Origin of the sequence: Sphaerimonospora thailandensis (genome assembly GCF_016863115.1) — a bacterium.
In the GTDB taxonomy this organism is placed as follows: Bacteria; Actinomycetota; Actinomycetes; order Streptosporangiales; family Streptosporangiaceae; genus Sphaerimonospora; species Sphaerimonospora cavernae.
In genome coordinates this window covers 1-24,960 of sequence record NZ_BOOG01000039.1, presented here as the reverse complement: position 1 = coordinate 24,960, position 24,960 = coordinate 1, and the positions used below count along the sequence as shown (strand labels likewise).

21 protein-coding genes, 2 tRNA genes and 1 riboswitch are annotated in these 24,960 nt (G+C 67.9%); of the genes, 13 read left to right on the top strand and 10 right to left on the bottom strand.

Features of this window, described 5'->3' with window-relative positions:
* Positions 1-9: 9 nt before the first annotated feature.
* Positions 10-1,239: a GNAT family N-acetyltransferase gene (locus Mth01_RS19985; RefSeq protein WP_204017425.1), complete on the bottom strand. Its 1,230-nt coding sequence runs from the start codon at positions 1,237-1,239 to the stop codon at positions 10-12.
* A gap of 130 nt (positions 1,240-1,369) precedes the next feature.
* Here Mth01_RS19985 and Mth01_RS19980 point away from each other — a divergent pair, with 130 nt between their 5' ends.
* A complete protein-coding gene (locus tag Mth01_RS19980) occupies positions 1,370-2,482 on the top strand; it encodes a PP2C family protein-serine/threonine phosphatase (RefSeq protein ID WP_204017424.1) in 1,113 nt (370 codons plus the stop codon).
* Positions 2,483-2,805: 323 nt separating this feature from the next.
* Positions 2,806-4,683: a protein kinase/lanthionine synthetase C family protein gene (locus tag Mth01_RS19975; protein WP_204017423.1), complete on the top strand. Its 1,878-nt coding sequence runs from the start codon at positions 2,806-2,808 to the stop codon at positions 4,681-4,683.
* A gap of 9 nt (positions 4,684-4,692) precedes the next feature.
* On the opposite strand, the gene Mth01_RS19970 is transcribed toward Mth01_RS19975, so the two are convergent.
* Positions 4,693-5,298, bottom strand: coding sequence for a response regulator transcription factor (locus Mth01_RS19970; protein WP_204017422.1), 606 nt, complete (start codon positions 5,296-5,298; stop codon positions 4,693-4,695).
* Between the two features lie 201 nt (positions 5,299-5,499).
* Here Mth01_RS19970 and Mth01_RS19965 point away from each other — a divergent pair, with 201 nt between their 5' ends.
* Both Mth01_RS19965 and Mth01_RS19960 read left to right on the top strand, forming a co-directional pair.
* Entirely contained in the window at positions 5,500-6,804 is a 1,305-nt protein-coding gene (locus Mth01_RS19965) for a M50 family metallopeptidase (protein WP_204017421.1), read from the top strand.
* A 6-nt stretch (positions 6,805-6,810) separates the two neighbouring features.
* Positions 6,811-7,176: an MmcQ/YjbR family DNA-binding protein gene (locus Mth01_RS19960; RefSeq protein WP_204017420.1), complete on the top strand. Its 366-nt coding sequence runs from the start codon at positions 6,811-6,813 to the stop codon at positions 7,174-7,176.
* On the opposite strand, the gene Mth01_RS19955 is transcribed toward Mth01_RS19960, so the two are convergent.
* The 4 genes from Mth01_RS19955 to Mth01_RS19940 all read right to left on the bottom strand — a co-directional run bounded on the left by Mth01_RS19955 (position 7,109) and on the right by Mth01_RS19940 (position 10,821).
* Positions 7,109-7,570: a hypothetical protein gene (locus Mth01_RS19955; RefSeq protein WP_204017419.1), complete on the bottom strand. Its 462-nt coding sequence runs from the start codon at positions 7,568-7,570 to the stop codon at positions 7,109-7,111. The two genes, Mth01_RS19960 and Mth01_RS19955, sit on opposite strands and share 68 nt — an antisense overlap.
* A gap of 40 nt (positions 7,571-7,610) precedes the next feature.
* Entirely contained in the window at positions 7,611-8,543 is a 933-nt protein-coding gene (locus Mth01_RS19950) for a coiled-coil domain-containing protein (RefSeq protein ID WP_239089833.1), read from the bottom strand.
* Positions 8,544-8,556: 13 nt separating this feature from the next.
* Positions 8,557-8,707: riboswitch (cyclic di-AMP (ydaO/yuaA leader) on the bottom strand.
* A 71-nt stretch (positions 8,708-8,778) separates the two neighbouring features.
* Positions 8,779-9,891 carry a galactose-1-phosphate uridylyltransferase gene (gene galT / locus Mth01_RS19945; RefSeq protein ID WP_204017459.1) on the bottom strand — a complete coding sequence of 371 codons (1,113 nt, stop codon included), beginning with the start codon at positions 9,889-9,891 and terminating at the stop codon, positions 8,779-8,781.
* A 117-nt stretch (positions 9,892-10,008) separates the two neighbouring features.
* The gene (locus Mth01_RS19940) at positions 10,009-10,821 is read right to left on the bottom strand and encodes a DeoR/GlpR family DNA-binding transcription regulator (protein ID WP_204017418.1); all 813 of its coding nucleotides are present in this window, start codon (positions 10,819-10,821) and stop codon (positions 10,009-10,011) included.
* 158 nt (positions 10,822-10,979) lie between these two features.
* Between Mth01_RS19940 and Mth01_RS30440 the strand changes: the two genes are divergently transcribed.
* Positions 10,980-11,057, top strand: coding sequence for a 50S ribosomal protein bL37 (locus tag Mth01_RS30440; protein WP_407695961.1), 78 nt, complete (start codon positions 10,980-10,982; stop codon positions 11,055-11,057).
* A 20-nt stretch (positions 11,058-11,077) separates the two neighbouring features.
* On the opposite strand, the gene Mth01_RS19935 is transcribed toward Mth01_RS30440, so the two are convergent.
* The gene (locus Mth01_RS19935) at positions 11,078-12,811 is read right to left on the bottom strand and encodes an ATP-binding SpoIIE family protein phosphatase (RefSeq protein WP_239089832.1); all 1,734 of its coding nucleotides are present in this window, start codon (positions 12,809-12,811) and stop codon (positions 11,078-11,080) included.
* A 109-nt stretch (positions 12,812-12,920) separates the two neighbouring features.
* Entirely contained in the window at positions 12,921-14,282 is a 1,362-nt protein-coding gene (locus Mth01_RS19930) for a TrpB-like pyridoxal phosphate-dependent enzyme (RefSeq protein WP_204017417.1), read from the bottom strand.
* A 197-nt stretch (positions 14,283-14,479) separates the two neighbouring features.
* Here Mth01_RS19930 and Mth01_RS19925 point away from each other — a divergent pair, with 197 nt between their 5' ends.
* Positions 14,480-14,872 (top strand): VOC family protein, encoded by a 393-nt coding sequence (locus Mth01_RS19925; RefSeq protein WP_204017416.1) that lies wholly within the window; start codon positions 14,480-14,482, stop codon positions 14,870-14,872.
* A 97-nt stretch (positions 14,873-14,969) separates the two neighbouring features.
* Here the strand turns inward: Mth01_RS19925 and Mth01_RS19920 are convergent.
* Positions 14,970-15,043: transfer RNA gene (locus tag Mth01_RS19920), tRNA-Pro, on the bottom strand.
* Between the two features lie 91 nt (positions 15,044-15,134).
* Between Mth01_RS19920 and Mth01_RS19915 the strand changes: the two genes are divergently transcribed.
* A tRNA-Gly gene (locus Mth01_RS19915) sits at positions 15,135-15,205 on the top strand.
* Positions 15,206-15,390: 185 nt separating this feature from the next.
* Here Mth01_RS19915 and Mth01_RS19910 read toward each other — a convergent pair.
* The gene (locus tag Mth01_RS19910; RefSeq protein WP_204017415.1) at positions 15,391-15,870 is read right to left on the bottom strand and encodes an ATP-binding protein; all 480 of its coding nucleotides are present in this window, start codon (positions 15,868-15,870) and stop codon (positions 15,391-15,393) included.
* A 307-nt stretch (positions 15,871-16,177) separates the two neighbouring features.
* Here Mth01_RS19910 and Mth01_RS19905 point away from each other — a divergent pair, with 307 nt between their 5' ends.
* From Mth01_RS19905 to Mth01_RS19880, 6 genes are all read left to right on the top strand, one after another.
* A complete protein-coding gene (locus Mth01_RS19905) occupies positions 16,178-17,044 on the top strand; it encodes a helix-turn-helix domain-containing protein (protein ID WP_308440817.1) in 867 nt (288 codons plus the stop codon).
* A 210-nt stretch (positions 17,045-17,254) separates the two neighbouring features.
* A complete protein-coding gene (tig, locus tag Mth01_RS19900) occupies positions 17,255-18,643 on the top strand; it encodes a trigger factor (protein ID WP_204017413.1) in 1,389 nt (462 codons plus the stop codon).
* A gap of 361 nt (positions 18,644-19,004) precedes the next feature.
* Positions 19,005-19,649, top strand: a complete 645-nt coding sequence (locus Mth01_RS19895) for a ClpP family protease (RefSeq protein WP_275408990.1) — start codon at positions 19,005-19,007, stop codon at positions 19,647-19,649.
* 14 nt (positions 19,650-19,663) lie between these two features.
* A complete protein-coding gene (locus Mth01_RS19890) occupies positions 19,664-20,311 on the top strand; it encodes an ATP-dependent Clp protease proteolytic subunit (RefSeq protein WP_275408989.1) in 648 nt (215 codons plus the stop codon).
* 191 nt (positions 20,312-20,502) lie between these two features.
* The gene (clpX, locus tag Mth01_RS19885) at positions 20,503-21,786 is read left to right on the top strand and encodes an ATP-dependent Clp protease ATP-binding subunit ClpX (protein WP_204017410.1); all 1,284 of its coding nucleotides are present in this window, start codon (positions 20,503-20,505) and stop codon (positions 21,784-21,786) included.
* A gap of 42 nt (positions 21,787-21,828) precedes the next feature.
* On the top strand, positions 21,829-24,414 hold the full coding sequence (locus tag Mth01_RS19880; protein WP_204017409.1) for a valine--tRNA ligase: 2,586 nt from the start codon (positions 21,829-21,831) through the stop codon (positions 24,412-24,414).
* The last annotated feature ends 546 nt before the right edge of the window (positions 24,415-24,960 follow it).

Sequence of the window (24,960 nt, the reverse complement as noted above, 5' to 3'; positions counted from 1 at the left end):
ATTCCGACGTCAGAAGACCAGACCACCCCACGGTTCGGGCTCCCACGACATCGCCGTGGACAGTTCACGCAGTGCGCCCTCGCGGTGTTCCCGTACCAGCCCGGCGGCGGCGAGCGGCGTGAGCGGCCGGCCGCCCAGGTAGGCGGCGCCCAGCGCGGAGACCGGCAGTGTGAGGTCGGCGGGATCGCCGGTCCGCTCGCACGAGCCTTTCGCGGTGATCAGCCGCCGGCGACCCGCGTTCCACGGGCACAGCTCGTCGGCGACCTCGATCACGAGGTCGGCGGGGGCGGCGTAGGCGCGGGACGCGAGCGCCCGGTCCACGTCGACGAGGCGGATCCACAGATCGTCCAGCCATCCCGCGTTGAGGTGCCGCGGCTCGGCCAGGAGGTGAACGATCGGGTCGTCCGCCGGCCGGCTCCAGGCGTGGACCCGGGAGCACAGGTCCCGGTCGAGCACGCTCCGCCAGACCAGCGCGTACGCCGCCGGGTCGGTGGCGAACAGCTCGGCGAGCCGTACCTCGCCGTCCGGCACGTCATGGTCGGTGAACTTTCCCGCGACGCGGAAGAGGGCGTAGCCGCGCGGCCCTGCCGCGTCTTCCGCGATCATGCAGCGCAGCGGGCCTGCCCCGCGGCGGTCGTACTCCTCGTCGGCGATGACGTCGTACCGCCATCGGGCCTCCGACCGCTCGTACAGCCCGGGCCGCTCCGGCCGTACGGTCTCGAAGACCCGCCGCAGGTCGTCGAGGGCGTCGGCGGGCCGGGCCACGCGCAGTCGCAGCGCGGGGTCGACCGGAGCGTCCGGGACGAAGGCCGAGCGGTGCGTGGGGATCCGGAAGAAGAGGCTGTCGGCGGCCCTGCCGTACCCGAAGCGGCCGTAGATGGCGGCCTCGCTCGCGTACAGCGCCGCGACGGCCTCGCGTCCCTGTTCGTGGATGTCGTGGAGCTGCCGGGCCATCAGGGCCGACAGCACGCCGCGGCGGCGGTGTGAGGGGAGCACTTCGACGGCGGTGACTCCCGCGACCGGGACCGGCCCGCCGGGGACGGTCATCGTGAACGACAGCGCGGCGGCGCCGCCGACCATCAGGTCGCCGTCGAAGGCCGCCAGGGACCGGTCGAACTCGAAGAGCCCCCGCCAGCGCTCGACGGCCTCGGGAGGGGAGGAGGCGTTGAACGCCTCGAGGTGCAGGGCCGTGAAATCGGGCCATTCGGCTTCGCCGATGGGACGAACGGTGACAGTCACCAGAGCACAGTAGGAGTGGTCGGCGGCGGAGTGCCACACAATATCCATCCCGGCATCCCATACTCAACGATCAAGCTGTTGGTCAAAGGGGTGCCCTCACCTGGGCCGGGGGGATACAGTCGAGGCCATCATGAGTTCCCGACCGGCGCCGCTGATCCCTCCGCGGCTTCGCGCACTTCTCGTACGAGTGCCGCTCTTGGTGCCGTTGGTCCGTTTTGTCAGGAAGAGTTCGTCCAAGGACCGGAACCTACTCATCGCCCTGAGCGCGATCACCCTGGTCATCGGCGTGCTCGACGCCGAGGTCTCCTCCTACTGGTTCTCCCCGTCGCTGCTCATCCTGATCACGCTCATCGGCGGCCTCCAACTGCGGCTGCGCAGCCTGGCCATCCTGCTGTGCTCCGTCGTCGTCTCCCTGGCCTACGTATGGTCGGTCCGGGGACCGGGGAACGTGGGCGCGGGCCTGCTGATCACGATGGGTTTCACGGCCGTGCTGGCCTGGCTGATGGCCCGCACCCGCGGCAAGCTCGGCGTGCAGGGGCTGCGTGGCGACGCCATGCTGCTGGAGCTGCGCGACCGGCTCAAGCGGCAGAGCGACCTGCCGTCGCTGCCCAAGGACTGGGACGGCAAGGTGGTGCTCAAGCAGGCCGGCGGGTCGTCCTTCGGCGGAGACTTCATCGTCTCCACCCGTGACGGCGATCGCGTCGAGATGGCGCTCGTCGACGTCTCCGGCAAGGGTGTGGACGCGGGAACGCGTGCGCTCATGCTCTCCGGCGCCTTCGGCGGCCTGCTCGGTTCGGTCGACGACTTCCTGGGCGCCTGCAACACCTACCTGCACCGCCAGCTCGGGGATGAGGGATTCGTCACCGCCGTCCACCTCACGCTGGACCTGTCCACCGGCGGATACACGATCACCTCGGCGGGCCATCCGCCGGTGGTGAAGTTCGACTCGGGATCGGGCACCTGGCGGGTGTCGACGGCCAAGGGCGTCGTGCTCGGCGTCGTCCCCGACCTGCACTGCGAGCCCGACAGCGGGGTGTTGCGCAAGGGGGACGCCCTCATGCTGTTCACCGACGGGCTCATCGAGCAGCCGGGCCGGGACATCGACTCCGGGCTGGACCGGCTGCTGGGCGAGGCCGAGCGGCTGCTGCCCTCGGGGTTCCGCGACCGCGCGCGGCATCTGGTGCAGTCGATGACCTCCGGCCACAACGACGACTGCGCTCTCGTGCTGATCTGGCGCCCGTAATTCTTCCGGCGAATCTCCCCGTATGCCGGAGCCCCTACCGGTCCGGAGGAGACCCATGACGAGTTCAATGGACACTCACTGTAGCGAGTCATGTTCTTTCCGTGTCCAATGGTCACTGGTCCCGGGCGCGCCTGCTTGACATCCTCGCGGAGTAAGGCTTTCGCAGGCGTCCGGGAGGCGAGAACGTGGAGAACCGATACGAGCTCTACTGCCGTACAGATCCCGTCTTCTACGACTCTCCTACGCCATGTCCTCCCCGCCTGACCTCTTGTCCGCGGTCAGGGAGCAGGCCGCCGGAAGGCCTGCCGTACCGAATCGACGCGGTGCTGCGCGAGAGTGACGGCGGAGGCGTCTACCTGGCCGTCCACCCGGACACGGGGGAGCGGATGGTGTTGAAGGAGGTCGGGCGGGAGCGCGAGGGCGAGGCGCTCGCACGGCTCGCCGGGCTGGGCGTGGCCCCAGAGCTGAAGGGGCGCCTGTCCGCCGGCGGACGCCGGTTCCTCGTGCTGGAACACGTCCCAGGAGAGTCGCTGGGCGCGGCTCTCGCCGCGCGCCATCCACTGACCGCCGCGGGGACGAGCGACTCTGAGAGGGACGCAGAGGGCCGTCTGGCGGAGTACGTGGAGTGGGCGACGGCTGTTTGCGCGAAGGTCGAGGACGTCGTCGGGAAGGTTCATGCGCACGAGTTGGTGCACGGCGGGCTGAGCCCGGCGGACGTCATCGTCCGGCCGGACGGTGGCGTCACGCTGGTCGGCTTCGGGGCGGCCCGGCCCATCACGGAGTCGGCCGGGAGCGGACAGGACGATCCCGCGTTCGCGTCGCCGTCGGGGATCGTGCCGCCGGGAGCAGGCGGCCTCGACGCCGACCGGTACGCGCTGGCCTGCCTGCGGCTCGCACTCTTCCTTCCGCTCACCGAACTGTTCGCTTTGGACCGGGGGAAGCCCGCGGAACTGGCCGAAGTGATCGGTGAGCTGTTCCCCATCCGTGAGAGCTTCCTGCGCCCGGCGGTGAGGATCGCCGGATGCGGCACGAGATTTGCGACGAAGCCGCCCACAGCAGGCTGGCGGCGGATGCGTGACTCGATGAGGCGGGCCATCCTGGCGTCGGCCACGCCCGGCCGCGATGACCGGCTGTTCCCCGGTGACGTCGCACAGTTCGACGGTGACGGCGGCGGCCTCGGCCTGGCACATGGCGCGGCCGGGGTGCTCTACGCCCTGCACGCCACCGGAGCCGGCCGGTTTCCCGAGCACGAGCAGTGGCTGATCGACCGGGTCCGTGGGCGCGGACCTCGGCTCGGGCCGGGGTTCTACGACGGGCTGCACGGTGTCGCCCACGCGCTGGCCCACCTGGGCCGGCACGAGGAGGCACAGGAGGTGCTCGACATGGCCGGGACAGGGCGCCGCCGGCCGCTCGGCGTCGATCTGTACGGGGGACTGTCCGGCATCGCGCTCAGCCAGGCGTATCTCGGCGATCTCGACGGGGCGCTGCGCACCGCCGCCATCGTGGCCGACCGGTTGAACGATGAGGCGTCCGACGGCTGCCCGGGACTGATGTACGGAACAACCGGCCCGGCCCTGCTGTTCGTCCGGATGTTCGAGCGGACGGGGGACGTCCAGTGGCTCACTCAGGCGGAGCTGGCGCTTCGCCGAGATCTGCGTCGTTGCGTGGCTCAGGCCGACGGGTCGTTGCGGGTCGATGCGGGAGGTCGGGAGGGGGACCGGAGGGCCACGCCGCATCTCGACCGGGGCAGCGTGGGCGTGGCCTGGGTGCTGGGGGAGTTCCTGCACTACCGGCCGGATCCGGAGCTCGCGGCGGCGCGGGCGCGCCTCGACCGGGCCGCCAGGGCGCACCTGTACTTCCAGCCCGGGCTGTTCGGCGGCCGGGCCGGGATCATCGCGTACCTGTGCCGCGACCGCGCGGGCGGCTGGGGCCGTGAGGATGAGGAGACCGGCCGTCAGCTCGCCGCCCTTTCCTGGCACGCGGTCGGTTTCCGAGGACACCTCGCGTTCCCCGGCGAGCGGCTGCTGCGGCTCTCGATGGACCTCGCCACGGGTACGGCGGGCGTTCTGCTGTCGGTCGGTGCGGCGCTGCACGACGAGCCGGTGGGGTTGCCGTTCCTGGGGGGCGCCCCGCCCGCCCGGCGGGAGAGGAGCCGGCCGTCCGGCCTGCGGGTCGTGGCTGCGTCCGAGAGGTCCTGGTAGGGCGACGAATCAGAGCCAGCCGGCGTCGCCGGCGATGCGTACGGCGTCCACCCGGTTGCGTGCGCCCGTCTTGTAGAGGATGCGGGAGAGGTGGTTGCGCACCGTGCCGACCGACAGACACAGCTGCTCGGCGATTTCCTTGGACCGAGCGCCTCCGGCGGCGATCCGGAGCACGTCGAGCTCGCGAGGGGTCAGCGGATTCTCCGCCGCCTCGAGCGCGGCGACGGCGAGATCGGTGTCGAGCACCCGGCGCCCGGAGATCATCTGGCGGATGCCGTCGGCGAGTTGGTCCGGCCCGATCTCGATGCTCATGTAGCCGAGGACTCCGGCGGCGAACGCCCGCTTCACGTGGCCGGGGTTGGGCTGGGCCGAAAGGATCAGCACCCGGCAGTCGGGAACCTTCTCGCCGAGCCGGGCGGCGATGTCGAGCCCGCCCACGCCGGGCAGGTCGACGTCGATGACCGCGGCGTCGGGTCGGACGTCGAGGGCGGCGGGGACGATGTCCTCCGCCGAACCGACGTCGGCGACCACGGCGAGGTCGCTCTCGCCGTCGAGCGAGGCCACCAGGCCGCGCCGTACCAACGGAAGGTGCTCGGCAACCAGGATCCGGATCAAGACGCTCCCCTCTGGGTGGTTTATCAAAGGGTGATCGAACGGCTCCGCAGTGTCAACGAAGTGTCTCCATTTGGTCAAGCGGAGGTCGAGGGACGGGTACCCCAAACACGTCGGCACACGCTCCCCTTACGCCTCCGTCGGCTACCCTCGAAGAGTGCGACGCATGGCAAGGCGGCTTCTCCGACGCGGGGGTACGCGCTGATGTACTGGCTCTCCGTAGCCGGATTCGTGGTCATCTTCGTCGGGTTGCTGCTCTCCATCGGGCTGCATGAGATCGGCCATCTCGTCCCGGCCAAGCTGTTCAACGTCCGGGTCACCCAGTACATGGTCGGTTTCGGGCCCACCATGTGGTCCCGAAGGCGAGGTGAGACCGAGTACGGGATCAAGTGGATTCCGCTCGGGGGCTACATCCGCATGGTCGGCATGCTGCCGCCCCGGCCGTCGGACGATCCCAACAAACTGCGGAGCGTCTCGACCGGCCCATGGCAGGGTCTGATCGAGAACGCCCGAGCCGTCGCCTCCGAGGAGATCGTTCCGGGCGACGAGAACCGTGTCTTCTACCGCAAGCCGTGGTGGCAGAAGGTCATCGTCATGTTCGGCGGCCCGGCGATGAACTTCGTGCTCGCCTTCGTGCTGTTCGCCATCGTGATGATGGGGTTCGGCGTGACGGTGACCAAGCCGACCGTGTCCTCGGTGTCCAAGTGCGTGATTCCCGCAGCGGAGGCAGCCAAGCGGGACTGCCGGGACTCCGACCCGGCGACACCCGCGGCCAAGGCGGGACTGCTGCCCGGCGACCGGATCACCTCGGTGGCGGGAAAGCCGGTCGCGTCGTGGGAGGACGCCACCCGCTTCATCCGGGCGCACGGCGCCGGCGCCGCGACCATCGGCATCGACCGGGCGGGCAGGGGCATGACCCTCACCGTCGACCTGATCTCCCAGGACATGCCGTTGCTCGACGATCCCGGCAAGGTGGAGAAGAACGTGGGCTTCCTCGGCGTGTCGCCCACGCTGGTGGTCGAGCGGCAGGGGCCCGGATACGTGCTGGGTCAGATGTGGGACATGACCGAACGCACCGCGGTCGCGATGCTCAACATTCCGAAGAAGATGGTCGGCGTCTGGCAGGCGGCGTTCTCCGGGGAGAAGCGCGATCCCAACGGGCCGATCGGCATCGTCGGCGCGGGCCGCATCGGCGGTGAGATCGCCGCTTCGGACATCCCCGTCGAGAGCAAGATCAATATCTTCATCACCCTGCTCGGCGGGCTCAACCTCGCGGTCGGCATGTTCAACCTGATCCCGCTGCTTCCGCTGGACGGCGGCCACATCGCGGGCGGTCTGTGGGAGGGTCTCAAGCGCGGCATCGCGCGGATCCGGCGACGGCCGATGCCCGCGTACGTGGACGTCGCCAAGGCGCTGCCGCTGACGTACGTGATGGCCGTGCTGCTCGTCGTCATGGGCGGCCTGCTGATCTACGCCGATCTGGTCAACCCCGTCCGCATCTCCGGCTGACCGCCGATGGACGAAGAACTGGAGAGGCTGCGGGCGCTGTGCCTCGCGCTGCCCGAGACGACCGAACGGCTCAGCCACGGCGAGCCGACCTGGTTCGTGCGGGGCAAGAAGACCTTCGTCATGTTCGCCGACCATCACCACGACGACCGGCTCGCGTTCTGGTGCGCCGCCCCACCGGGAGTCCAGGAGGAACTGGTCGAGACAGAGCCCGACCGGTTCTTTCGGCCCCCCTATGTGGGACACCGGGGCTGGCTCGGCGTCTACCTGGACGTCCCGGTGGACTGGGACGAGATCAGGCAGATCGTCACCGAAGCCTTCCGCCATGTGGCGCCGAAGACTCTCGCCACGCGGGTGCCGGCCCCTGAGGTGTGATCAGTGCCCTGTCAGGGCCGCCTGCCCTGCCGGGCCGGTGCAGCCACCGCAGAGCCGCGTCGGCGCAGTCCTCGGGGCTGCTGTTGAAGGCGATGGCCGCGTCGGGCGCGTGCTGCCGGACCAGGTTGACCACCTTCTCGAAGAATTCGAGCAACGGCTCGTGCTTGCGGATGCCGCCCCCGATCACCACGCAGACGTAGTCTTCGCGGGTCAGCGCCTCCACGATCATCCCTTCGGGGCTCTCGTCGAGTGCCACCAGACACCAGTCGGCCTCGATACCATGATCGTCGAATCGCGCCTGACCACGTGCTATCGCCGCCTGGACCGGCTCCGGGTCCCAGCCCTGGATCTTGACGGGATCGAGACCGACCACCAGTACTCGTGCCACTGTCACACGTCCTCCTTCGCGCAGAACGTTTCCACAGTTCGTGGTCTTAGTACATCGATATGTGCACGTGGTCGTAGTGGTTCGCGGTGATCCCGCCGCGGTCGGCCATCGTGCGCCAGCCCGGCCAGCCGAGGTTGTAGATCTGCTGCCGCCAGATCACATATTTCACCCCCAGTTTCGAGCCGTTCTTGATCGCCCAGGCGGCGACGGCGTCGCCGAGAGCCTTCATCTCCGGCGTCGGCATCGAGCCGCCCGAGCTCATCATGAAGTCGCAGGCGCGGCCGAGGGGATGCTCACCGCTCGACTCCGAGCGGTAACAGCCGACCGGGAAACGCAGGTCGAAGTTCTCGGCCACCTCCGTGCGCATCAGCAGGGTGCGAGGAGTGATGTTGTCGGCGCCGGTGGGCAGCTCCGGAGCCCAGGATCCGCCCGGCCGTTTGCCGGGGGCGACCGGGACCAACTTGTCGAGCTTGTCCTTGATCTCGTCGATCAGCTTCTCGGCCTGCTCGCGCTGATCGTCCACGACGGAGGCCTGCGACTTCAGCCGGTCGGTCAGATCCTTCGCCGCCTCCGCGGCGCGCTGACGTTCCGTGCGCGCCTCGTCGAAGCGGCTCAGCCTGAGCGACTGCTCCTGCTGCATCTGGTAGACGAGCGCCGAGGTCGTCAGGTCGGGGACCGGCATCGGGCCGCTCATCTGGTACTGCCGTGAGGCGAAGTCTTCGACAGATCGCTTCATGGCGTCGTAGTCCGCTTCGGCCCGGGTGAGCCGGTCGCGCGCGGCCTGCTCCGCCGTACGTGCCTTCGTGAGCTCGACCCGTTTGGCGTTGTAGTCGGCGATCAGCCGGTCGACCTTCTTCTCCAGGCCGGCGAGCTGCTTCTTGAGACTGCTCCTGCTGGGTTTTGGATCGGCCTGGCCCGCCGTGGCCGTACCGAACACGAGCGCGGTGGCCGCGAGCACACCGGCTGCCAGAGGTAACACGCGGGGCAGTGCCCACTCCTCTCCATATGCCTGCCGAGTTAGCTGACGGGTTCGGGCTGGAGGCGCCCGGGCACTGCGTTGAACACGAACGTCGTGCCTTCACCCCACGTTCCGTGGGTCCCCGGCTCCCGAGTGAGGCACCCGGGATTAGGCGCATCGGCTGAGTCAGACGATGCGATGGATACTAGTGGTACGGAAACGCCGGATGCCACCCCGAGTCGCAATCATTCAGAGATCAGACCGTGATCTCGACTTGGCGCAGCATCTGGGCCGCCTCCTCGGGCAGCACGTCGTTGACGAAGGCGCCCATCGCGGACTCAGAGCCCGCGAGGTATTTGAGCTTGTTCGGGGCTCGTCGGATGCTGAACAGCTGCAGGTGCAGATAGGCGAGATCGCGCCGGTAGGAGACCGGGGCCTGGTGCCAGGCAGCGACGTACGGCATGGCGACCCCGAACAGACCGTCCAGGCGGCGCAGCACCTCGGTGTAGAGCGGCCCGAAGGCCGCGCGTTCCTCGGCCGCGAGCGCCGGGATGTCGGGCACCCGACGGTGCGGATAAACGTGCACTTCGAACGGGTAGCGCGCGGCCGCCGGCACGAAGGCGCTCCAGTGCTCGTTGGCGGCGACCACCCGGGGACCCCGCCGCTCGGCGGCCAGGACGTCGGCGAACAGGTTTCCGGCGGCGTGGCGGGCGGCCGTGTCCAACATCCGCCGGGTGCGCGGGGTCACGTAGGGGTAGGCGTAGATCTGCCCGTGGGGATGCGGCAGCGTGATGCCGATCTCGGCACCCCGGTTCTCGAAGCAGAAGACCTGCTCCACGCCCGGCAGGGCGGACAACTCCGCCGTACGGTCGGCCCACGTCTCCATCACGAGTCCGACCTGATCGTCTGTGAGGGAGGCGAAGGAAGCGTCGTGGTCGGCGGTGAAGCAGACGACCTCGCAGCGCCCGATGCCCGGCCGTATTTCGCTGAGCCCTCCCACATCCCCATGCTCGCCCACATCCCCGTGCCCTCCCACATGCCCGTGGCGGTCGAGGTCCCGGTCGCCCGGGTTGAAGCTGAAGGACGGGAAGCGGTTCTCGAAGACCGCCACCTCGTAGGGGGAGGGGATCTCTGATCCAGGCCGGGCGGGGCAGAGGGGACACTCTTTCGCGGAGGGGAGATGGGTGCGGGTCTGGCGGTGTCCGGCGATCGCCACCCACTCGTCCAGCAGCGGGTCGTAGCGCATCTCCGAAGCCGGGGAGCGCGGCGGCAGGTCGCGGGCGTCGGCGGCGCTGTGGTCCACGTCGTCCCGCCGATCGTAGTAGATGAGCTCACGGCCGTCGGTGAGATGGGTGATCGTGCGCTTCACGTTGTCGTTCACACTGCCGTTCATGTCGTCGGTCACGTCGTCGCTCGTGCTGTCTCCTGTCGGGTCACGCGCGATGCCGGGTGTCGCCTGTGTCGCCTGTGTCGCCTGTGTCGCCGTTCACGGCGCCGGTATCCGGCGCCCGGGCTCGCGGTCCCTGGCCGGATCGGCGAGGATCAACTCGCCGATGTGCTCGGACAGCTCGGCCCGTGCTTCATCGGGCAGTCCCGTGTCGCTGACGACGACATGAGCCTGATCGAGGCGGGCGATGGTGCTGATGCCGACAATGCCCCACTTGGTGTGATCGGCCAGCACGACGAGCTGCCGCGCGGCGGCGACCAACTCCCGGTCTGTCTCGGCTTCGAGGAGGTTCGGGGTCGTGAAGCCGGCTCGGGGGCTCATCCCGTGGATGCCGAGCATGAGCGTGTCGACGTTCAGGGACCGGATGGCGGCGACCGCCACCGGCCCGACGAGCGCGTCCGACGGCGTGCGTACGCCGCCGACCAGCACCACGGTCTGATCGCTCCGTCCCGCCCGGTGGAAAACGTCAGCCACCTGCACGGAGTTCGTGATGACGGTCAGCTCGGGCACCTCGACCAGATGGTGAGCGAGGGCCCATGTCGTGGTGCCGGCCGACAGTGCCACGGCGCCGCCGGGCTGGACGAGCCGGGCCGCGTGCCGGGCGATCGCGTCCTTCTCCGTCTGCTGGCGCATCGACTTGGCGGCGAAACCGGGCTCCTCGGTGGATCCGGCTCCGGTGGCGGTGGCCCCGCCGTGAACCTTCTCGATCAGTCCGCGGTTCGCCAGGACCTCCAGGTCGCGTCGGATGGTCATGTCCGAGACCCCGAGGTCGCGTACGAGTTCCGCGACGCGCGCACCGCCCGTCCTCCGGACTCGCTCCAGGATCGCCTGCCGCCGTTGCTGGGCCAGCATCCATCGCTCCTATCAACGCGTTTCAACAAACTATGCCAGATAGCAGCAGCAGGAATGTTGATTCATGGTGACGAGGATGCATGGATCGGCTCTTCCCCCTTGTACGGCACCGCCAGGCGGGGGACAGTGAGGAAAAGCCGGACGAGAAAGGTGGGCACATGGCAAAGCGCGCACGCAAGTCCAAGGCACGCAAGAAGAAGAAGGCCAACCACGGTAAGCGCCCGACCGGCCGCTAGAGCACGGGGACTCAGGGTCGTCAGGGGAGGTTCTGCTCCACCCAGACGATTTTTCCGTACGGCGTCGGCCGGGTGCCCCAGCGGTAGGCGAACCGCTTGATGAGCTGGAGGCCCCGGCCGGTGTCCTCATCGGGCGCGGGCATACGCGGGGCAGGGGTGGTCGCCGAGCCGTCGACGACCTCGCATACCAGCGTCCGGCCGCGGAGCAGCCGCAGCTCGATCGGCGGCCAGCCGTGCTTGAGCGCGTTGGTGACCAACTCGCTCACGATCAACTGAGTGCTGTCCGCCATCCCGCCGAGCCCCCAGGCGGCCAGGGTGTCGCGGACGAACCGGCGGGCGTGCGCCACGAACCTCGGGTCGGCGGGCAGCGGGCAGGAGGCGATCTCGTCCGGGTCGAGGTCTCGCACCCGGGCCACCAGCAGCGCGATGTCGTCGCGATCGTGGCCGGACCGCTGGCCGCTGATCGTCACGTCGCACATGTCCTCTAGATCGTCGACGGCGCCGGCGAGCAGACGGCGCAGCGTCATGATGCCCGCGTCGATGTCCCGCTCACGGCTCTCCACCAGGCCGTCGGTGTAGAGGGCCAGCACACTGCCCGCCGGAAGGGTCAGCTCCCGCGTCTCGAGCGGGTCGGTGCCGATGCCGAGCGGGAGCCCCGGGGGCAGATCGATGATCTCGGTCGAGCGATCCGGGTGCAGCAGCACGGGCGGTACGTGACCCGCTCTGGACAGCGCGCACCCGCGGGTCACCGGGTCGTAGACGGCGTAGATGCACGTGGCGATCTGTGTGGGATCGAGGTCCTGGCTCATCAGGTTGAGTCGGAAGAGCACCTCGTCAGGCGGCAGGTCCAGGCTCGCCAGCGTGCGCGCGGCCGTACGGAGCTGCCCCATGGTCGCGGCGGCCCGGGTGCCGTGGCCCATCACATCGCCCACAACCAGCGCGGACCGGCATCCCGGCAGGGGGATCACGTCGTACCAGTCGCCGCCGACGCCCATGAGATCACTGGCCGGCAGATAGCGCGAGGCGATGTCCATGCCCAGCGGTTGCGGCAGCTCGGCGGGAAGCAGGCTGCTCTGCAGGGTCAGGGCGGTCCGGTGCTCGCGGGTGTAGAGCCGGGCATTGTCGATGCACACGGCGGTCCGCGCCGCGAGCTCCTCGGCCACGGCGACATCCGTCTCCTCGAACGGCCGGCCGCCCGGCCGCCTGCTGAAGACCGCGCAGCCGAGCACCCGCCCTCGCGCGCGCAGGGGCACGGTGAGGAAGGAGGAGTCGGTGAGGAGCTCCACGATCGCGTCCTCACGGTCTACGCCGGCGCCGATCACCCGGGCGCTCTCCTTGTCGAGGACGGGGTACATCAGCGGCTTGCCGCTGACCATGCTCTGCGTGTGCGGCAGCATCGCGGAGAAGACCGTCACCTCGCCGACGGGGAAGGCGTTGAGCCACGGCTGCGGGTCCTCCATCGCCACGGCCACCGCGACCCGGCGGACGAGTGAGCTGCCGTCGATCTGGCGGGAGGGAAGCTCCCCGTCGATCAACAACCGATCCTGGACCAGGACGGCCGCCGTGTCGGCGAAGCGCGGGACCGCCACGTCGGCGAGCTCCCTGCTCGTCTCCGCCAGGTCCAGGGTGGTGCCGATCCGATGGCTCGCCTCGTTGAGAAAGGCCAGCCGCTCGTGCGCGGCCGCGGCGCTGCCGCGGCGCCACTCCGCCCGGTCTCGGGGGACGGGGTCCTTGATGACGCAGTTCCGGTCCAAATCGGCTACTCCGGAGAGGGACGGTGGGATGCCTGAGAATCGTATGAATCACTACCGTGCATTTCAGCTACTTGCGATGAATGATCCAAATCGGTTCATCTCGGTATGGTCACGCCGCGGGTAGCTGCGCGAGCGCCGTGTCGATCCGTTCCTGGGGGAGCGGCACGTCCTCCAGATGGCCGGCCAGGTGGCCCTCGTAGGCGGGCAGGTCGAAATGGCCGTGTCCGCACACCGCGGTCACGATCACCTTTGGCTCGCCCGTCTCGGCGCAGCGCAGCGCCTCCGCGATCGTCTCGGCGAGAGCGTGCGTGGGCTCGGGGGCGGGCACGATGCCCTCGGTCCGGGCGAACCGCAGGCCGGCCTTGAAGCACTCGGACTGGTTCTTGGCCACCGCCTCCACCATGCCGAGCTCGTAGATGTGCGACAGCAGCGGGGCCATGCCGTGATAGCGCAGGCCGCCCGCGTGGATCGGGTCCGGCACGAACGTGTGCCCGAGCGTGTGCATCTTCAGCAGCGGAGTGAACCCCGCGCTGTCTCCGTAGTCGTACGCGTAGACGCCCCTCGTCAGTGAGGGGCAGGCGGCCGGTTCGACCGCGCGCAGCACGGGGGCCATCCGCCCGGCCAGCTTCTCCCGCAGGAACGGGAAGACCAGGCCGGCGAAGTTGGAGCCGCCACCGGCGCAGCCGATGATCAGGTCGGGTGTCTCACCCAGCATGGCGAGTTGCTCCAGTGCCTCCTCCCCGATGACGGTCTGATGCATGAGCACGTGGTTGAGCACGGAGCCGAGTGCGTACCGGGTGTCGTCGTGGCCGCCGGCGACCTCCACGGCCTCGCTGATCGCGATGCCGAGAGAGCCGGGACAGCCGGGGTCTTCGGCGAGGATCCTGCTGCCCGTCGTCGTCACCGCTGAGGGGCTCGGATGAACGGTGCCGCCATATGCCCGCATCAGCGACCTGCGGTAGGGCTTCTGGTCATAGGAGGCCCGTACCATCCAGATCTCACAGGCCAGGCCGTACTGGGCACAGGCGAACGCGAGCGCCGAGCCCCACTGGCCGGCGCCGGTCTCCGTGGTCAGCCTGCGCACGCCCTGTCGCGCGTTGTAGTAGGCCTGCGGGACCGCGGTGTTGGGCTTGTGGGATCCCGAGGGGCTGCCGCCCTCGTACTTGTAGTAGATCCTGGCCGGGGTGCTCAGGCTCTTTTCGAGTCGGCGGGCGCGGATCAGAGGGGTGGGACGCCAGAGGCGGTAGACGTCGAGGACGTCCTCCGGGATGGGGACGTGACGGTCCCGGGTCACCTCCTGCGCGATCAGGTCCGCGGGGAACAACGGCAGCAGATCGTCCGGGCCGATGGGCTGCAGGGTCGCCGGGTGGAGCGGCGGTGGGGGAGGCTTCGGAAGGTCAGGAAGAATGTTGTACCAGTTCCGTGGGATTTGTGACTCCTCGAGTAGCACCTTTGTCGGCTCGTTCGCCACGTCATCCACTCCTCTCCCGTATGACTCCCGGCGCTGCCGGGCGACCGATCTGGCGTGAACACCAGTCTGCGAGTACGCACGGCTCCGCGGAAGGACGCGGGCCAGATCGGTGCGAACCCGTGCCTGGCAGGGCCGAGAACACGGTTTGTAGCCTCGGAAGGAAAGGGTCACACCGGATCCGACCGCCTGGAGGTCCCGTGCCCGCACAACTGGATCACACGATCATGCACAGCACCGACCGGTTCGCCTCGGCCCGGTTCCTCACCGCCCTGCTGGGAGCGCCCGAGCCCGAGGAGTTCGGACCGTTCGCGACCGTCCCGCTCGCCAACGGCGTGACCGTCGACTACGCGGACTCCATCGTCGATTCCGACCACATCATCATGCAGCACCTGGCGTTCCTGGTCTCGGAGGAGGAGTTCGACCAGATCCACGGGCGGATCGTCGAGCGCGGCCTGCCGTACTGGGGCGGCCCGCACCACCAGGAGCCGCAGGAGATCAACCACCGGCATCATGGACGCGGGGTCTACGTGGACGATCCCGACGGTCACGCCCTCGAGTTCCTCACGCACCCGTACGTCGTGGACGAGTGAGGCCTGTCACCTGAGGCCAGTGGAGATGATGGTCACCCGATCAGTCATGCGGAAGGCCGCTCCCGATCTCCGGCGGCCTTCTGACTGGTCAGAGCAGTCGGGGCGACAGGATTTGAACCTGCGACTTCTTGCTCCCAAAGCAAGCGCGCTACCAAGCTGCGCCACGCCCCGTCTCGCCGGGTACGCGAACGCTCCGGGACTCCGGTACGCTTACGCCCTGACGACCGGATGAAGTCTAAACCAGATGGACAGCCGGTCGCGCGCGGACGTAGCTCAATGGTAGAGCCCCAGTCTTCCAAACTGGCTACGCGGGTTCGATTCCCGTCGTCCGCTCCGAACACAAAAGGCCAGGTCATCCCGCACGGGAGGCCTGGCCTTCGTGATCGCCCGAAAACCGCCGAGATCGGTGCCGATTGTTTACCTGGACCAGGCTTATGTCGGCTGCGGCGATGTCCTGCCCCTTGTTCTCGAACGTCATGAAGTCGGCGATCGGTGAAGGGCCCGAGGCTGGAGTGGTGTCAGGCGGAGCTGCGCAGAAGTGCCCACACGGCCTTGCCGCCGTGGTCGAGGGGATCCCATCCCCAGGCCTGGCTGTAGGTCTCGACGATGTAGAGACCGCGGCCGTGTTCGGAGATGAAGTCGGGTTCCTTCGGCGCGGGGATGCGGTCGCTGGGGTCGGAGACCGCCAGCAGGACATGTGGTGCGATGCGGAGCAGCACCAGTGTGATCGGGTGATCGCTCCATTCGCCGACCGGATACCGAGCGTAACGGACGGCGTTCGTCACCAGTTCGGAGACGACCAGAGACGCGTCCTCGCTCAGTTCGGGAAGGCCCCATTGCCGCAGGGTGGTGCGGGTGACCTCACGTGCCCGACCGACGGAGTCGGCCTGGGGCCGCAGAGGACACGTGCGGGTATCGGACTCGCTGGCGGTGCGGAGGAACCAACCGAATCCCGCGTCACGGGTCAACGAACCGGCGGACCCGGGCTTCTCCGACATGCTGCCCGTACCTCCCGCTGGCCCGTTCTCCATGTCTTGGTGCACATGTAACCCAATATGCACCAAGACATGATGGAACACTCAGCGCCCCCATGCAAGCCCCAAATGCACGTGCACACGGTGTGTGCAAATGCACAGAGTCGGCTTTCGGGGTGCGGCAGGGGTTACGTGGATGAGACCTTGTCAACCGGGCCGGAACTGGTGACACTGTGTGGGCTGGGATAGGCGCCATTGGAGCGGCTGGGATCGTGCGAGACCCGTGGCGGCATGGGTGGCATGAAGAGGGCGGAGCCGAGAGGGAGGAGTCGTGATGCAGATCCAACCTGGATCGGGCCCGACGGCTCTCCGCATTCTCCTGGGAGCCCAGCTCCGCAGGCTCAGAGAAGACAAGGGCGTCAGCCGCGACGAGGCCGGGCGGTTCATCCGCGGATCCGAATCCAAGATCAGCCGGATGGAGTTGGGCCGGGTCAGCTTCAAGGAACGTGACGTCGCCGACCTGCTCACCCTTTACGGTGTGAAGGACGAGAAGACCCGGGCCGTGGTGATGGGGCTGGTCGAGCGGGCCAACGAACCCGGCTGGTGGCACCGGTTCAGTGACGTACTCCCGGCTTGGTTCCAGACCTACGTCGGGTTGGAGGAGGCGGCGACCCGCATCCGCACCTACGAGGTGCAGTTCGTCCCGGGCCTGTTGCAGACCAAGGAGTACGCCCGCGCCGTCATCACGGCGGGTGCGGTCGGCGCGGTGCCCGAGGAGATCGCCAGGCGGGTCGACCTGCGCCTCGAACGGCAGCGCATTCTTGACGGCGAGGACAGCCCGTTGTTCTGGGCGGTGATCGACGAGGCGGCGCTGCGGCGGCCGATCGGTGGCGTGGACGTGATGCGCGGCCAGATCCAGCACCTGATCGATCTGATGAACCAGCCCAACGTCACGATCCAGGTCATTCCGTTCAGTTACGGGGGGCACGCGGCGGAGGGTGGGGCCTTCAGCATCCTGCGGTTCGCCGACCCGGAGCTTCCCGACATCGTTTACGTGGAGCAGCTCGCGAGCGCCCTCTACCTGGACAAACGCGAAGAACTCGATCGCTACATCGAGGTCATGGAGCGTTTGTGCGCTGTGAGCACTACCCCGGCGGAGACCGTTGACCTGCTCCAGCGAATCATCGCCGACCTGTAACAGGCCGTGGCTGTCGCTGCGAGCCGTCGGTCTGTTCTAGACTGCCCTTGGCGCTGGACACCCGCCACATTCGAGCATGCCTAAGCGGTTGCGCCCAGGCGGCGGTGGTCTCTGTGCCTCTCACGTGGGCGCGGCGCGCGTTTACTGTGCCGCGGTTGTCGTGCACTACGCGCCTGCAATCACCAGATGCTGGATCAAGGAGACCACCCCGTGAAGACCGCTGTCGAGGAGCTCAGCCCTACCCGGGTCAAGCTCACCGTCGAGGTGCCGTTCAAGGAGCTCGAGCCGAGCCTGCAGGCCGCGTACAAGAAGGTCGCGCAGCAGGTGCGCGTGCCCGGGTTCCGCCCCGGCAAGGTGCCGGCCCGGATCATCGAGCAGCGCTTCGGCCGCGCGGTGGTTCTTGAGGAGACCCTGAACGACGCTCTGCCCAAGCTCTACGGCCAGGCCGTCGACGAGACCGACGTCTTCCCGGTCAGCCAGCCGGAGATCGAGGTCACCAAGCTCGAGGACGGTGAGCAGGTCGAGTTCACCGCCGAGGTGGACGTCCGCCCGGCTTTCGACGTGCCCGACTACGCGGGTCTCGAGGTCGTCGTCGGCGCGTCCGAGGTGTCCGACGAGGACATCGACACCCAGCTCAACGCGCTGCGCCAGCGCTTCGCCACACTGACCGGCGTCGAGCGCCAGGCCCAGAACGGCGATTACGTCGTGATGGACCTGCGTGCCGAGATCGACGGCAGGAACCTCGACGAGCAGCAGGCCGCCGACGTCTCCTACGAGGTCGGCGCCGGCTCGGTGCTCCAGGGGCTGGATGACGCGCTCCAGGGCATGGCCGCGGACGAAGAGAAGACCTTCCGCACCACGCTTGTCGGCGGCGAGAACGCCGGCGAGGAGGCCGACGTGATCATCAACGTCAAGTCGGTCAAGGAGAAGGTGCTGCCCGAACTGGATGACGAGTTCGCTCAGCTCGCCAGCGAGTTCGACACGCTTGACGAGCTCAAGGACGGGCTGCGCGGCCAGATTCGCCGCAACAAGCTGATCGAGCAGGTCATGGAGAGCCGGGAGAAGGCCCTGGACGCACTGCTCGAGAAGATCGACATTCCGCTCCCGGAGAGCGCGCTCACCGCCGAGATCGACGCGCGCAAGCACAACCTCGAGCACGAGATCGCGGAGAGCGGCCTCAGCCGCGAGGCGTACTTCCGTCTTCACCAGACGACCGAGGAGGATCGCTTCGCCGAGTACGAGCAGAACGCGGCTAAGGCGCTGAAGGTGGGCTTCGTCCTCGACAAGATTGTGAAGGCCGAGGAGATCGGGGTCAGTGAGCAGGAGCTCACCGACTTCGTGGTGCGCCGGGCCATGCAGGTCGGCGTCGCCCCGAACACGCTGGCCCAGCACCTCGCCGACAACAATCAACTCCCGCTCGCCATGGTGGAGATCGTCCGGGAGAAGGCCAAGACCATCGTGGGCGACGCCGCCAGCGTGAAGGACGAGGCGGGCAACGCCGTCGACCTCAAGGCCATCTACGCCGAGCTCAACCCCGAGCAGGAGCAGGTCGGGGCGGAGCAGGCCGAGGGCGAGCCGGAGCAGCCCGCGGAAAGCTGAGTTTCCGGTTCTCGCCGGTTTTTCGATGGTCGTGGGCTCGGGAAAGTCAATCGACCGTGCTGATCGGGAAAACCCCCGCCGCACTTCGGTGCGCCGGGGGTTTCTCGGTTATTACCGGGTAAATCCCCGTAAATTTCTCGTCGCACGGCTCTTCGGCCGTACCGAGATGAGCTGGGGCTTCGTACGGCGTGTCGTGGCCGCGTGGCGACGGGAAAGGCGGCCGGGAGCACCGAGCCGTGCCGACGCGAGGGTGAACCTGCGCCGACAGCGAACAGCACGGTGAGGAGGCATGACCTGTCGGCGGCGCGCGTTAAGGTCACAAGCAAAGCCAACCGATTACGACGCATTGGAAGGTGACGCTGTGACCAGCCCGCCGACCTTCTTCCCGTCCGCAGACTCCGGTTTCGAGGCCCGGGGCCGTGAGGAGGGCCCGACCCGCCTCGAAGACCAGCTCTACCAGCGGCTGCTGCGTGAGCGCATCGTGGTGCTCGGCACCCAGGTGGGCGACGAGGTGGCCAACCGGCTCTGTGCCGAACTCCTGCTCCTCGCCGCCGATGACCCGGATCGCGACATCTGGCTGTACATCAACTCCCCTGGCGGCTCGGTGACGGCCGGCATGGCGATTTACGACATGATGGAGTATGTGCCGAACGACGTCTGCACGGTCGCGATGGGACTGGCCGCCTCGATGGGGCAGTTCCTGCTCTGCGCGGGCGCGCCCGGGAAGCGGTACGCGCTGCCGCACGCCCGCATCATGATGCACCAGCCGTCGGGCGGCATCGGCGGAACCGCGGCGGACGTCGCGATTCAGGCCGAGCAGATGCTGTACGTGAAGAAGACACTCGCTGAGCGCATCGCCTTCCACACGGGGCAGTCGCTCGACCAGATCGAGCGTGACTCCGACCGCGACCGCTGGTTCACGGCCGAGGAGGCCAGGGACTACGGCTTCATCGACCATGTCGTGCGCAGCGCGCGCCAGGTGCCCTCCGAGGGCGCCGTCTCATGACTGGAGCTTTCCAAGTGAGCGAGCTGATCCGGCCGGGAGATATCAACGGCCGCTATGTCCTTCCCTCCTTCGTCGAGCGCACGTCGTACGGCGTGAAGGAGATGAACCCGTACAACAAGCTGTTCGAGGACCGCATCATCTTCCTCGGTGTCCAGATCGACGACGCCTCGGCGAACGACGTGATGGCGCAGCTTCTGACGCTGGAATCGCTGGACCCGGACCGCGACATCAGCATGTACATCAACTCGCCTGGCGGGTCGTTCACGGCCATGACGGCGATCTACGACACCATGCAGTTCGTCCGCCCGGAGATCCAGACGGTCTGCCTGGGCCAGGCGGCCTCGGCGGCGGCCGTGCTGCTGGCCGGCGGCACGCCTGGCAAGCGCTTCGCGCTCCCGAACGCCCGCGTCCTGATCCACCAGCCCTATACCGAAGGCGGTGGCCAGGGGAGTGACATCGAGATCCAGGCTCGTGAGATCCTGCGTATGAGGTCGCTGCTCGAGGAGATCATCGCGCGGCACTCGGGCAAGGCGCCCGACGACGTCCGCAGGGACATCGAGCGCGACAAGATCCTCAGCGCCGAGGAGGCGAAGGCGTACGGGCTGGTTGACGACATCATCCCGTCGCGGAAGAAGCGCGCGGCGGCGATCGCTGCTTCCTGAGGAGTTGCCGCACCGGAGCGGGTCCCAATTGGGCACGTTCCGGTGCGACTCGCCGCCAGGGGGCTCACTGAGGGTCCAGGAGACGGTAACGTCGAAACCTGAGCGGGATGACGTTTTCGCACCGGAGTAGACCGAGTGCGGACGGAAGCGACCGCGGCGGCAGGGCGGTCCCACGCAAAGGAGTATCTGGGGTGGCACGCATCGGCGACGGGGGAGACCTGCTCAAGTGCTCGTTCTGCGGCAAGAGCCAGAAGCAGGTCAAGAAGCTCATCGCCGGACCTGGCGTCTACATCTGCGATGAGTGCATCGATCTCTGCAACGAGATCATTGAGGAGGAGCTCTCCGAGTCCTCTGAACTCAAGTGGGACAACCTTCCCAAGCCGCGTGAGATCTTCGAGTTCCTCGACGCGTACGTCATCGGCCAGGACAAGGCGAAGAAGGCGCTGTCGGTGGCCGTGTACAACCACTACAAGCGTGTCCAGTCCGGTGAACGCGGCCGTGACGACGGCCTGGAGTTGGCGAAGTCCAACATCCTGCTGCTCGGCCCGACCGGCTCCGGCAAGACCCTGCTCGCGCAGACCCTCGCCAAGATGCTCAATGTGCCGTTCGCCATCGCGGACGCGACCGCGCTGACTGAGGCGGGGTACGTCGGGGAGGACGTGGAGAACATCCTCCTCAAGCTGATCCAGGCCGCCGACTACGACGTCAAGAAGGCCGAGACCGGCATCATCTACATCGACGAGGTCGACAAGATCGCCCGCAAGAGCGAGAACCCGTCGATCACCCGGGATGTGTCCGGCGAGGGCGTGCAACAGGCCCTGCTGAAGATCCTGGAGGGGACGACCGCGAGCGTTCCGCCCCAGGGCGGCCGCAAGCATCCGCACCAGGAGTTCATCCAGATCGACACCACGAACGTGTTGTTCATCTGCGGCGGAGCCTTCGCCGGCCTGGAAAAGATCATCGAGTCGAGGATCGGCAAGAAGGGCATCGGCTTCAACGCGATCATCCGGTCCAAGGAGGAGATCGACGCCTCGGACATCTTCTCGGAGGTGATGCCTGAGGACCTGCTGAAGTTCGGCATGATCCCCGAATTCGTCGGCCGGCTGCCGGTGATCACGTCGGTGCACAACCTGGACAGGGAAGCGCTGATCCTGATCCTCACCGAGCCGCGCAACGCGCTCGTGAAGCAGTACCGCCGCCTGTTCGAACTGGACAACGTCGAGTTGGAGTTCACCGACGACGCCCTTGAGGCGATCGCGGACCAGGCCATCCTGCGCGGCACCGGAGCCCGCGGACTGCGCGCCATCATGGAGGAGGTCCTCCTCTCCGTGATGTACGAGGTGCCGTCCCGGCAGGACGTGGCCCGGGTCGTCATCACCCGCGAAGCCGTGCTGGAGCATGTGAACCCGACCCTGGTGCCGCGTGACCAGCTCCAGGCCAAGCAGCAGCGCACTCCAAGAGAGAAGTCCGCCTAGCCTGGCCCGGGTGGTGGCCTGACATCCCTAGAATTGGGCATCATGACAACGCCTGAGCTGCCTACCCAGTACGCGCCCGCCGATGTCGAGACCCGTAGCTACGAGCGCTGGGTATCCGAGGGGTATTTCACCGCTCACGCGGGCAGCGGGCGTGAGCCGTACAGCATCGTGCTTCCTCCGCCGAACGTGACCGGATCCCTGCACGTCGGGCATGCGCTCGACCACTCGATCCAGGACGCGCTGACCCGCCGGGCCCGGATGCGGGGCTTCGAGGCCCTGTGGCTCCCCGGCATGGACCACGCCGGTATCGCGACGCAGAACGTCGTCGAGCGCGAGATCGCCAAGGACGGTTTGTCCCGCCATGACCTCGGCCGTGAGGCGTTCGTCGAGCGCGTCTGGCAGTGGAAGGAGGAGTCCGGCGGCCGGATCCTCGGCCAGATGAAGAAGCTCGGCGACGGCGTGGACTGGAATCGCGAGCGGTTCACCATGGACGAGGGACTGTCCCGGGCCGTTCAAACGATCTTCAAGCGGCTCTTCGATGACGGACTGATCTACCGCGCTGAGCGGATCATCAACTGGTGTCCGCGCTGCCTCACCGCCCTGTCCGACATTGAGGTTGAGCACACCGAGGACGACGGGGAACTCGTCTCGATCCGGTACGGCTCGGGCGACACGGAGATCGTGGTCGCCACGACACGTGCGGAGACCATGCTGGGTGACTCCGCCGTGGCCGTCCATCCGAACGACGAGCGGTACGCCCATCTGGTGGGCAAGCAGGTGGAGTTGCCGCTGACCGGTCGACTCATCCCTATCGTGGCCGATGAACATGTGGATCCGGCGTTCGGCACCGGCGCGGTGAAGGTGACCCCGGCCCACGACCCCAACGACTTCGAGATCGGGCGTCGCCACGCGCTGGAATCCATCCAGATCATGGATGAGCGGGGGGTCATCACGGCGCACGGGCCGTTCGAGGGGCTCGACCGGTTCGAGGCGCGACCGGCGGTGGTCGCCGCGCTGCGCGAGCAGGGCCGGATCGTCGCCGAGAAGCGGCCGTACGTGCACTCGGTCGGTCACTGCTCCCGATGCAAGACCGTGGTGGAGCCGCGGCTGTCGCTGCAGTGGTTCGTCAACGTGTCGCCGCTGGCCAAGGCGGCGGGCGACGCCGTCCGGGACGGACGTACCAGCATCCACCCGCCGGAGATGGCAAAGCGCTACTTCGACTGGGTCGACGACATGCACGACTGGTGCATCTCCCGGCAGCTGTGGTGGGGACACCGCATTCCGGTGTGGTACGGCCCCGACGGCGAAATGGTGTGCGTGGGCCCGGACGAGGAGCCGCCGGCTGGGTACGAGCAGGACCAGGACGTGCTCGACACATGGTTCTCCTCGGGTCTGTGGCCGTTCTCCACGCTCGGCTGGCCCGACGCCACTCCGGAACTCGCCCGCTTCTACCCGACCACGGTGCTGGTCACCGGATACGACATCCTGTTCTTCTGGGTCGCCCGGATGATGATGTTCGGGCTGTATGCGATGGACGGGCAGCCGCCGTTCCGCACCGTGGCGTTGCATGGCATGGTCCGCGACCAGTTCGGCAAGAAGATGTCGAAGTCGTTCGGCAACGTCGTCGACCCGCTCGACTGGATCGCGCGCTACGGCGCCGACGCCACCCGGTTCACGCTGCTACGCGGGGCCAACCCGGGCTCTGACGTGGCGATCAGCGAAGACTGGGCGGGCGGATCGCGTAACTTCTGTAACAAGATCTGGAATGCGACGCGGTTCGCGCTGATGAACGGCGCCGTCTCGGACGGCATCCCCTCGCAGCAGCTCACCGCAGCCGACCGGTGGATCCTCTCCCGCCTGCAGGCTGTCATCACGTCGATCGACACGGCTTTCGAGGACTTCGAATTCGCCAAGATCTCTGACGTTCTCTACCACTTCGCCTGGGACGAGGTCTGCGACTGGTACGTCGAACTGGCGAAGGTCCAGATCTCCGCCGGGGGCGAGCTCGCCGAGAACACCAAGCGCGTCCTGGGCCACGTTTTCGACGCCTTGCTGCGGCTTCTGCACCCGCTGATCCCGTTTGTGACTGAGGAACTGTGGCGGGCTCTGACCGGTGGTGAGTCGATCGTGGTCGCGCCCTGGCCTGCCGCCGCTGCCGGGCTGGCCGGCGACGCGGTCGCCGAGCAGGAGATCGCGTCGGTCCAGGAACTGGTCACGGAGGTGCGCAGGTTCCGTTCCGACCAGGGGCTCAAGCCCGGACAGCGCGTGGCCGCGCGGCTGTCCCTGTCCAGTACGGCGCTAGCCCCGCACGAGACGGCCATCCGCTCGCTACTGCGGCTGGAAACTCCCTCGGACGCCTTCACCGCGACAGCCCGGCTCACCGTCGGCGCGGTCCTGGTCGAGATCGACACCGCAGGTGCCATCGATGTTGCCGCCGAGCGGCGGAGACTGGAGAAAGATCTCGCCGCGGCTCGCAAGGAGCATGCCCAGGTCACCGGCAAACTGGCCAACGAGCAGTTCATGGCCAAGGCACCGGAGAACGTCGTCGCCAAGGTACGACAACGTGCAGCTCAGGCGGAGGAGGACATCTCTCGCCTCGAGGCGCAGCTCGCCGCACTGCCCTCATAGCGGGAACATCGGGGCTGGGTACACCGGAGGTGTCCGGAAGCGCGGGTGACCTGAGCGACGGTGAACCTGTCGGACAGGGCGGTCCGTTGTGGACGGCTGCGGTCGGGTGGGTGTGGCCGGCGCGGGAACGGGCGGCCGCTCCGGCCGACCGTGATAGTTGCGGCCGGGTCGATGAGCCTCCGGACTCTTCGGGCGCGGGGGTCTCGGGCGCGGTCCTATGTCGGCCAGAGCAGTCGCCCGCCCCCGCACCTCACGACCACGAGCGTTGATGGAGCCGATCGCCTCGTGCGGGTCGAGTAGGTTCTCGACTCAGCTAGGTTTGGAGAGCCTCCCCACGGGGGAGAAACAAAAGTCGGCTACGGCACCCGCCCGGGGATGCTAGTCTTCTGGAGCGCGGTAGCCCGGTGCGCCACGATCCCCTCAGGGGGAAACGGCTGCTAGGCTCTCCGCGTCTCCCTCTTTCTTAACCGAATTTCGGCAGATTCCGCCCGGTTCGACGGAACGGCGAAGTTCAGGTAGGTTGGAGGGGTTGCCCCGGAAGGGGTA

What these genes read in the sequence shown, in the direction of transcription:
- Mth01_RS19960 (WP_204017420.1), top strand. Translation starts at nt 6,811, where the DNA reads ATGGACGAAGAACTGGAGAGGCTGCGGGCGCTGTGCCTCGCGCTGCCC.
- Mth01_RS19880 (WP_204017409.1), top strand. Translation starts at nt 21,829, where the DNA reads ATGACAACGCCTGAGCTGCCTACCCAGTACGCGCCCGCCGATGTCGAG.
- Mth01_RS19980 (WP_204017424.1), top strand. Translation starts at nt 1,370, where the DNA reads ATGAGTTCCCGACCGGCGCCGCTGATCCCTCCGCGGCTTCGCGCACTT.
- Mth01_RS19965 (WP_204017421.1), top strand. Translation starts at nt 5,500, where the DNA reads ATGTACTGGCTCTCCGTAGCCGGATTCGTGGTCATCTTCGTCGGGTTG.
- Mth01_RS19910 (WP_204017415.1), bottom strand. Translation starts at nt 15,870, where the DNA reads ATGTCGGAGAAGCCCGGGTCCGCCGGTTCGTTGACCCGTGACGCGGGA.
- Mth01_RS30440 (WP_407695961.1), top strand. Translation starts at nt 10,980, where the DNA reads ATGGCAAAGCGCGCACGCAAGTCCAAGGCACGCAAGAAGAAGAAGGCC.
- Mth01_RS19940 (WP_204017418.1), bottom strand. Translation starts at nt 10,821, where the DNA reads ATGCTGGCCCAGCAACGGCGGCAGGCGATCCTGGAGCGAGTCCGGAGG.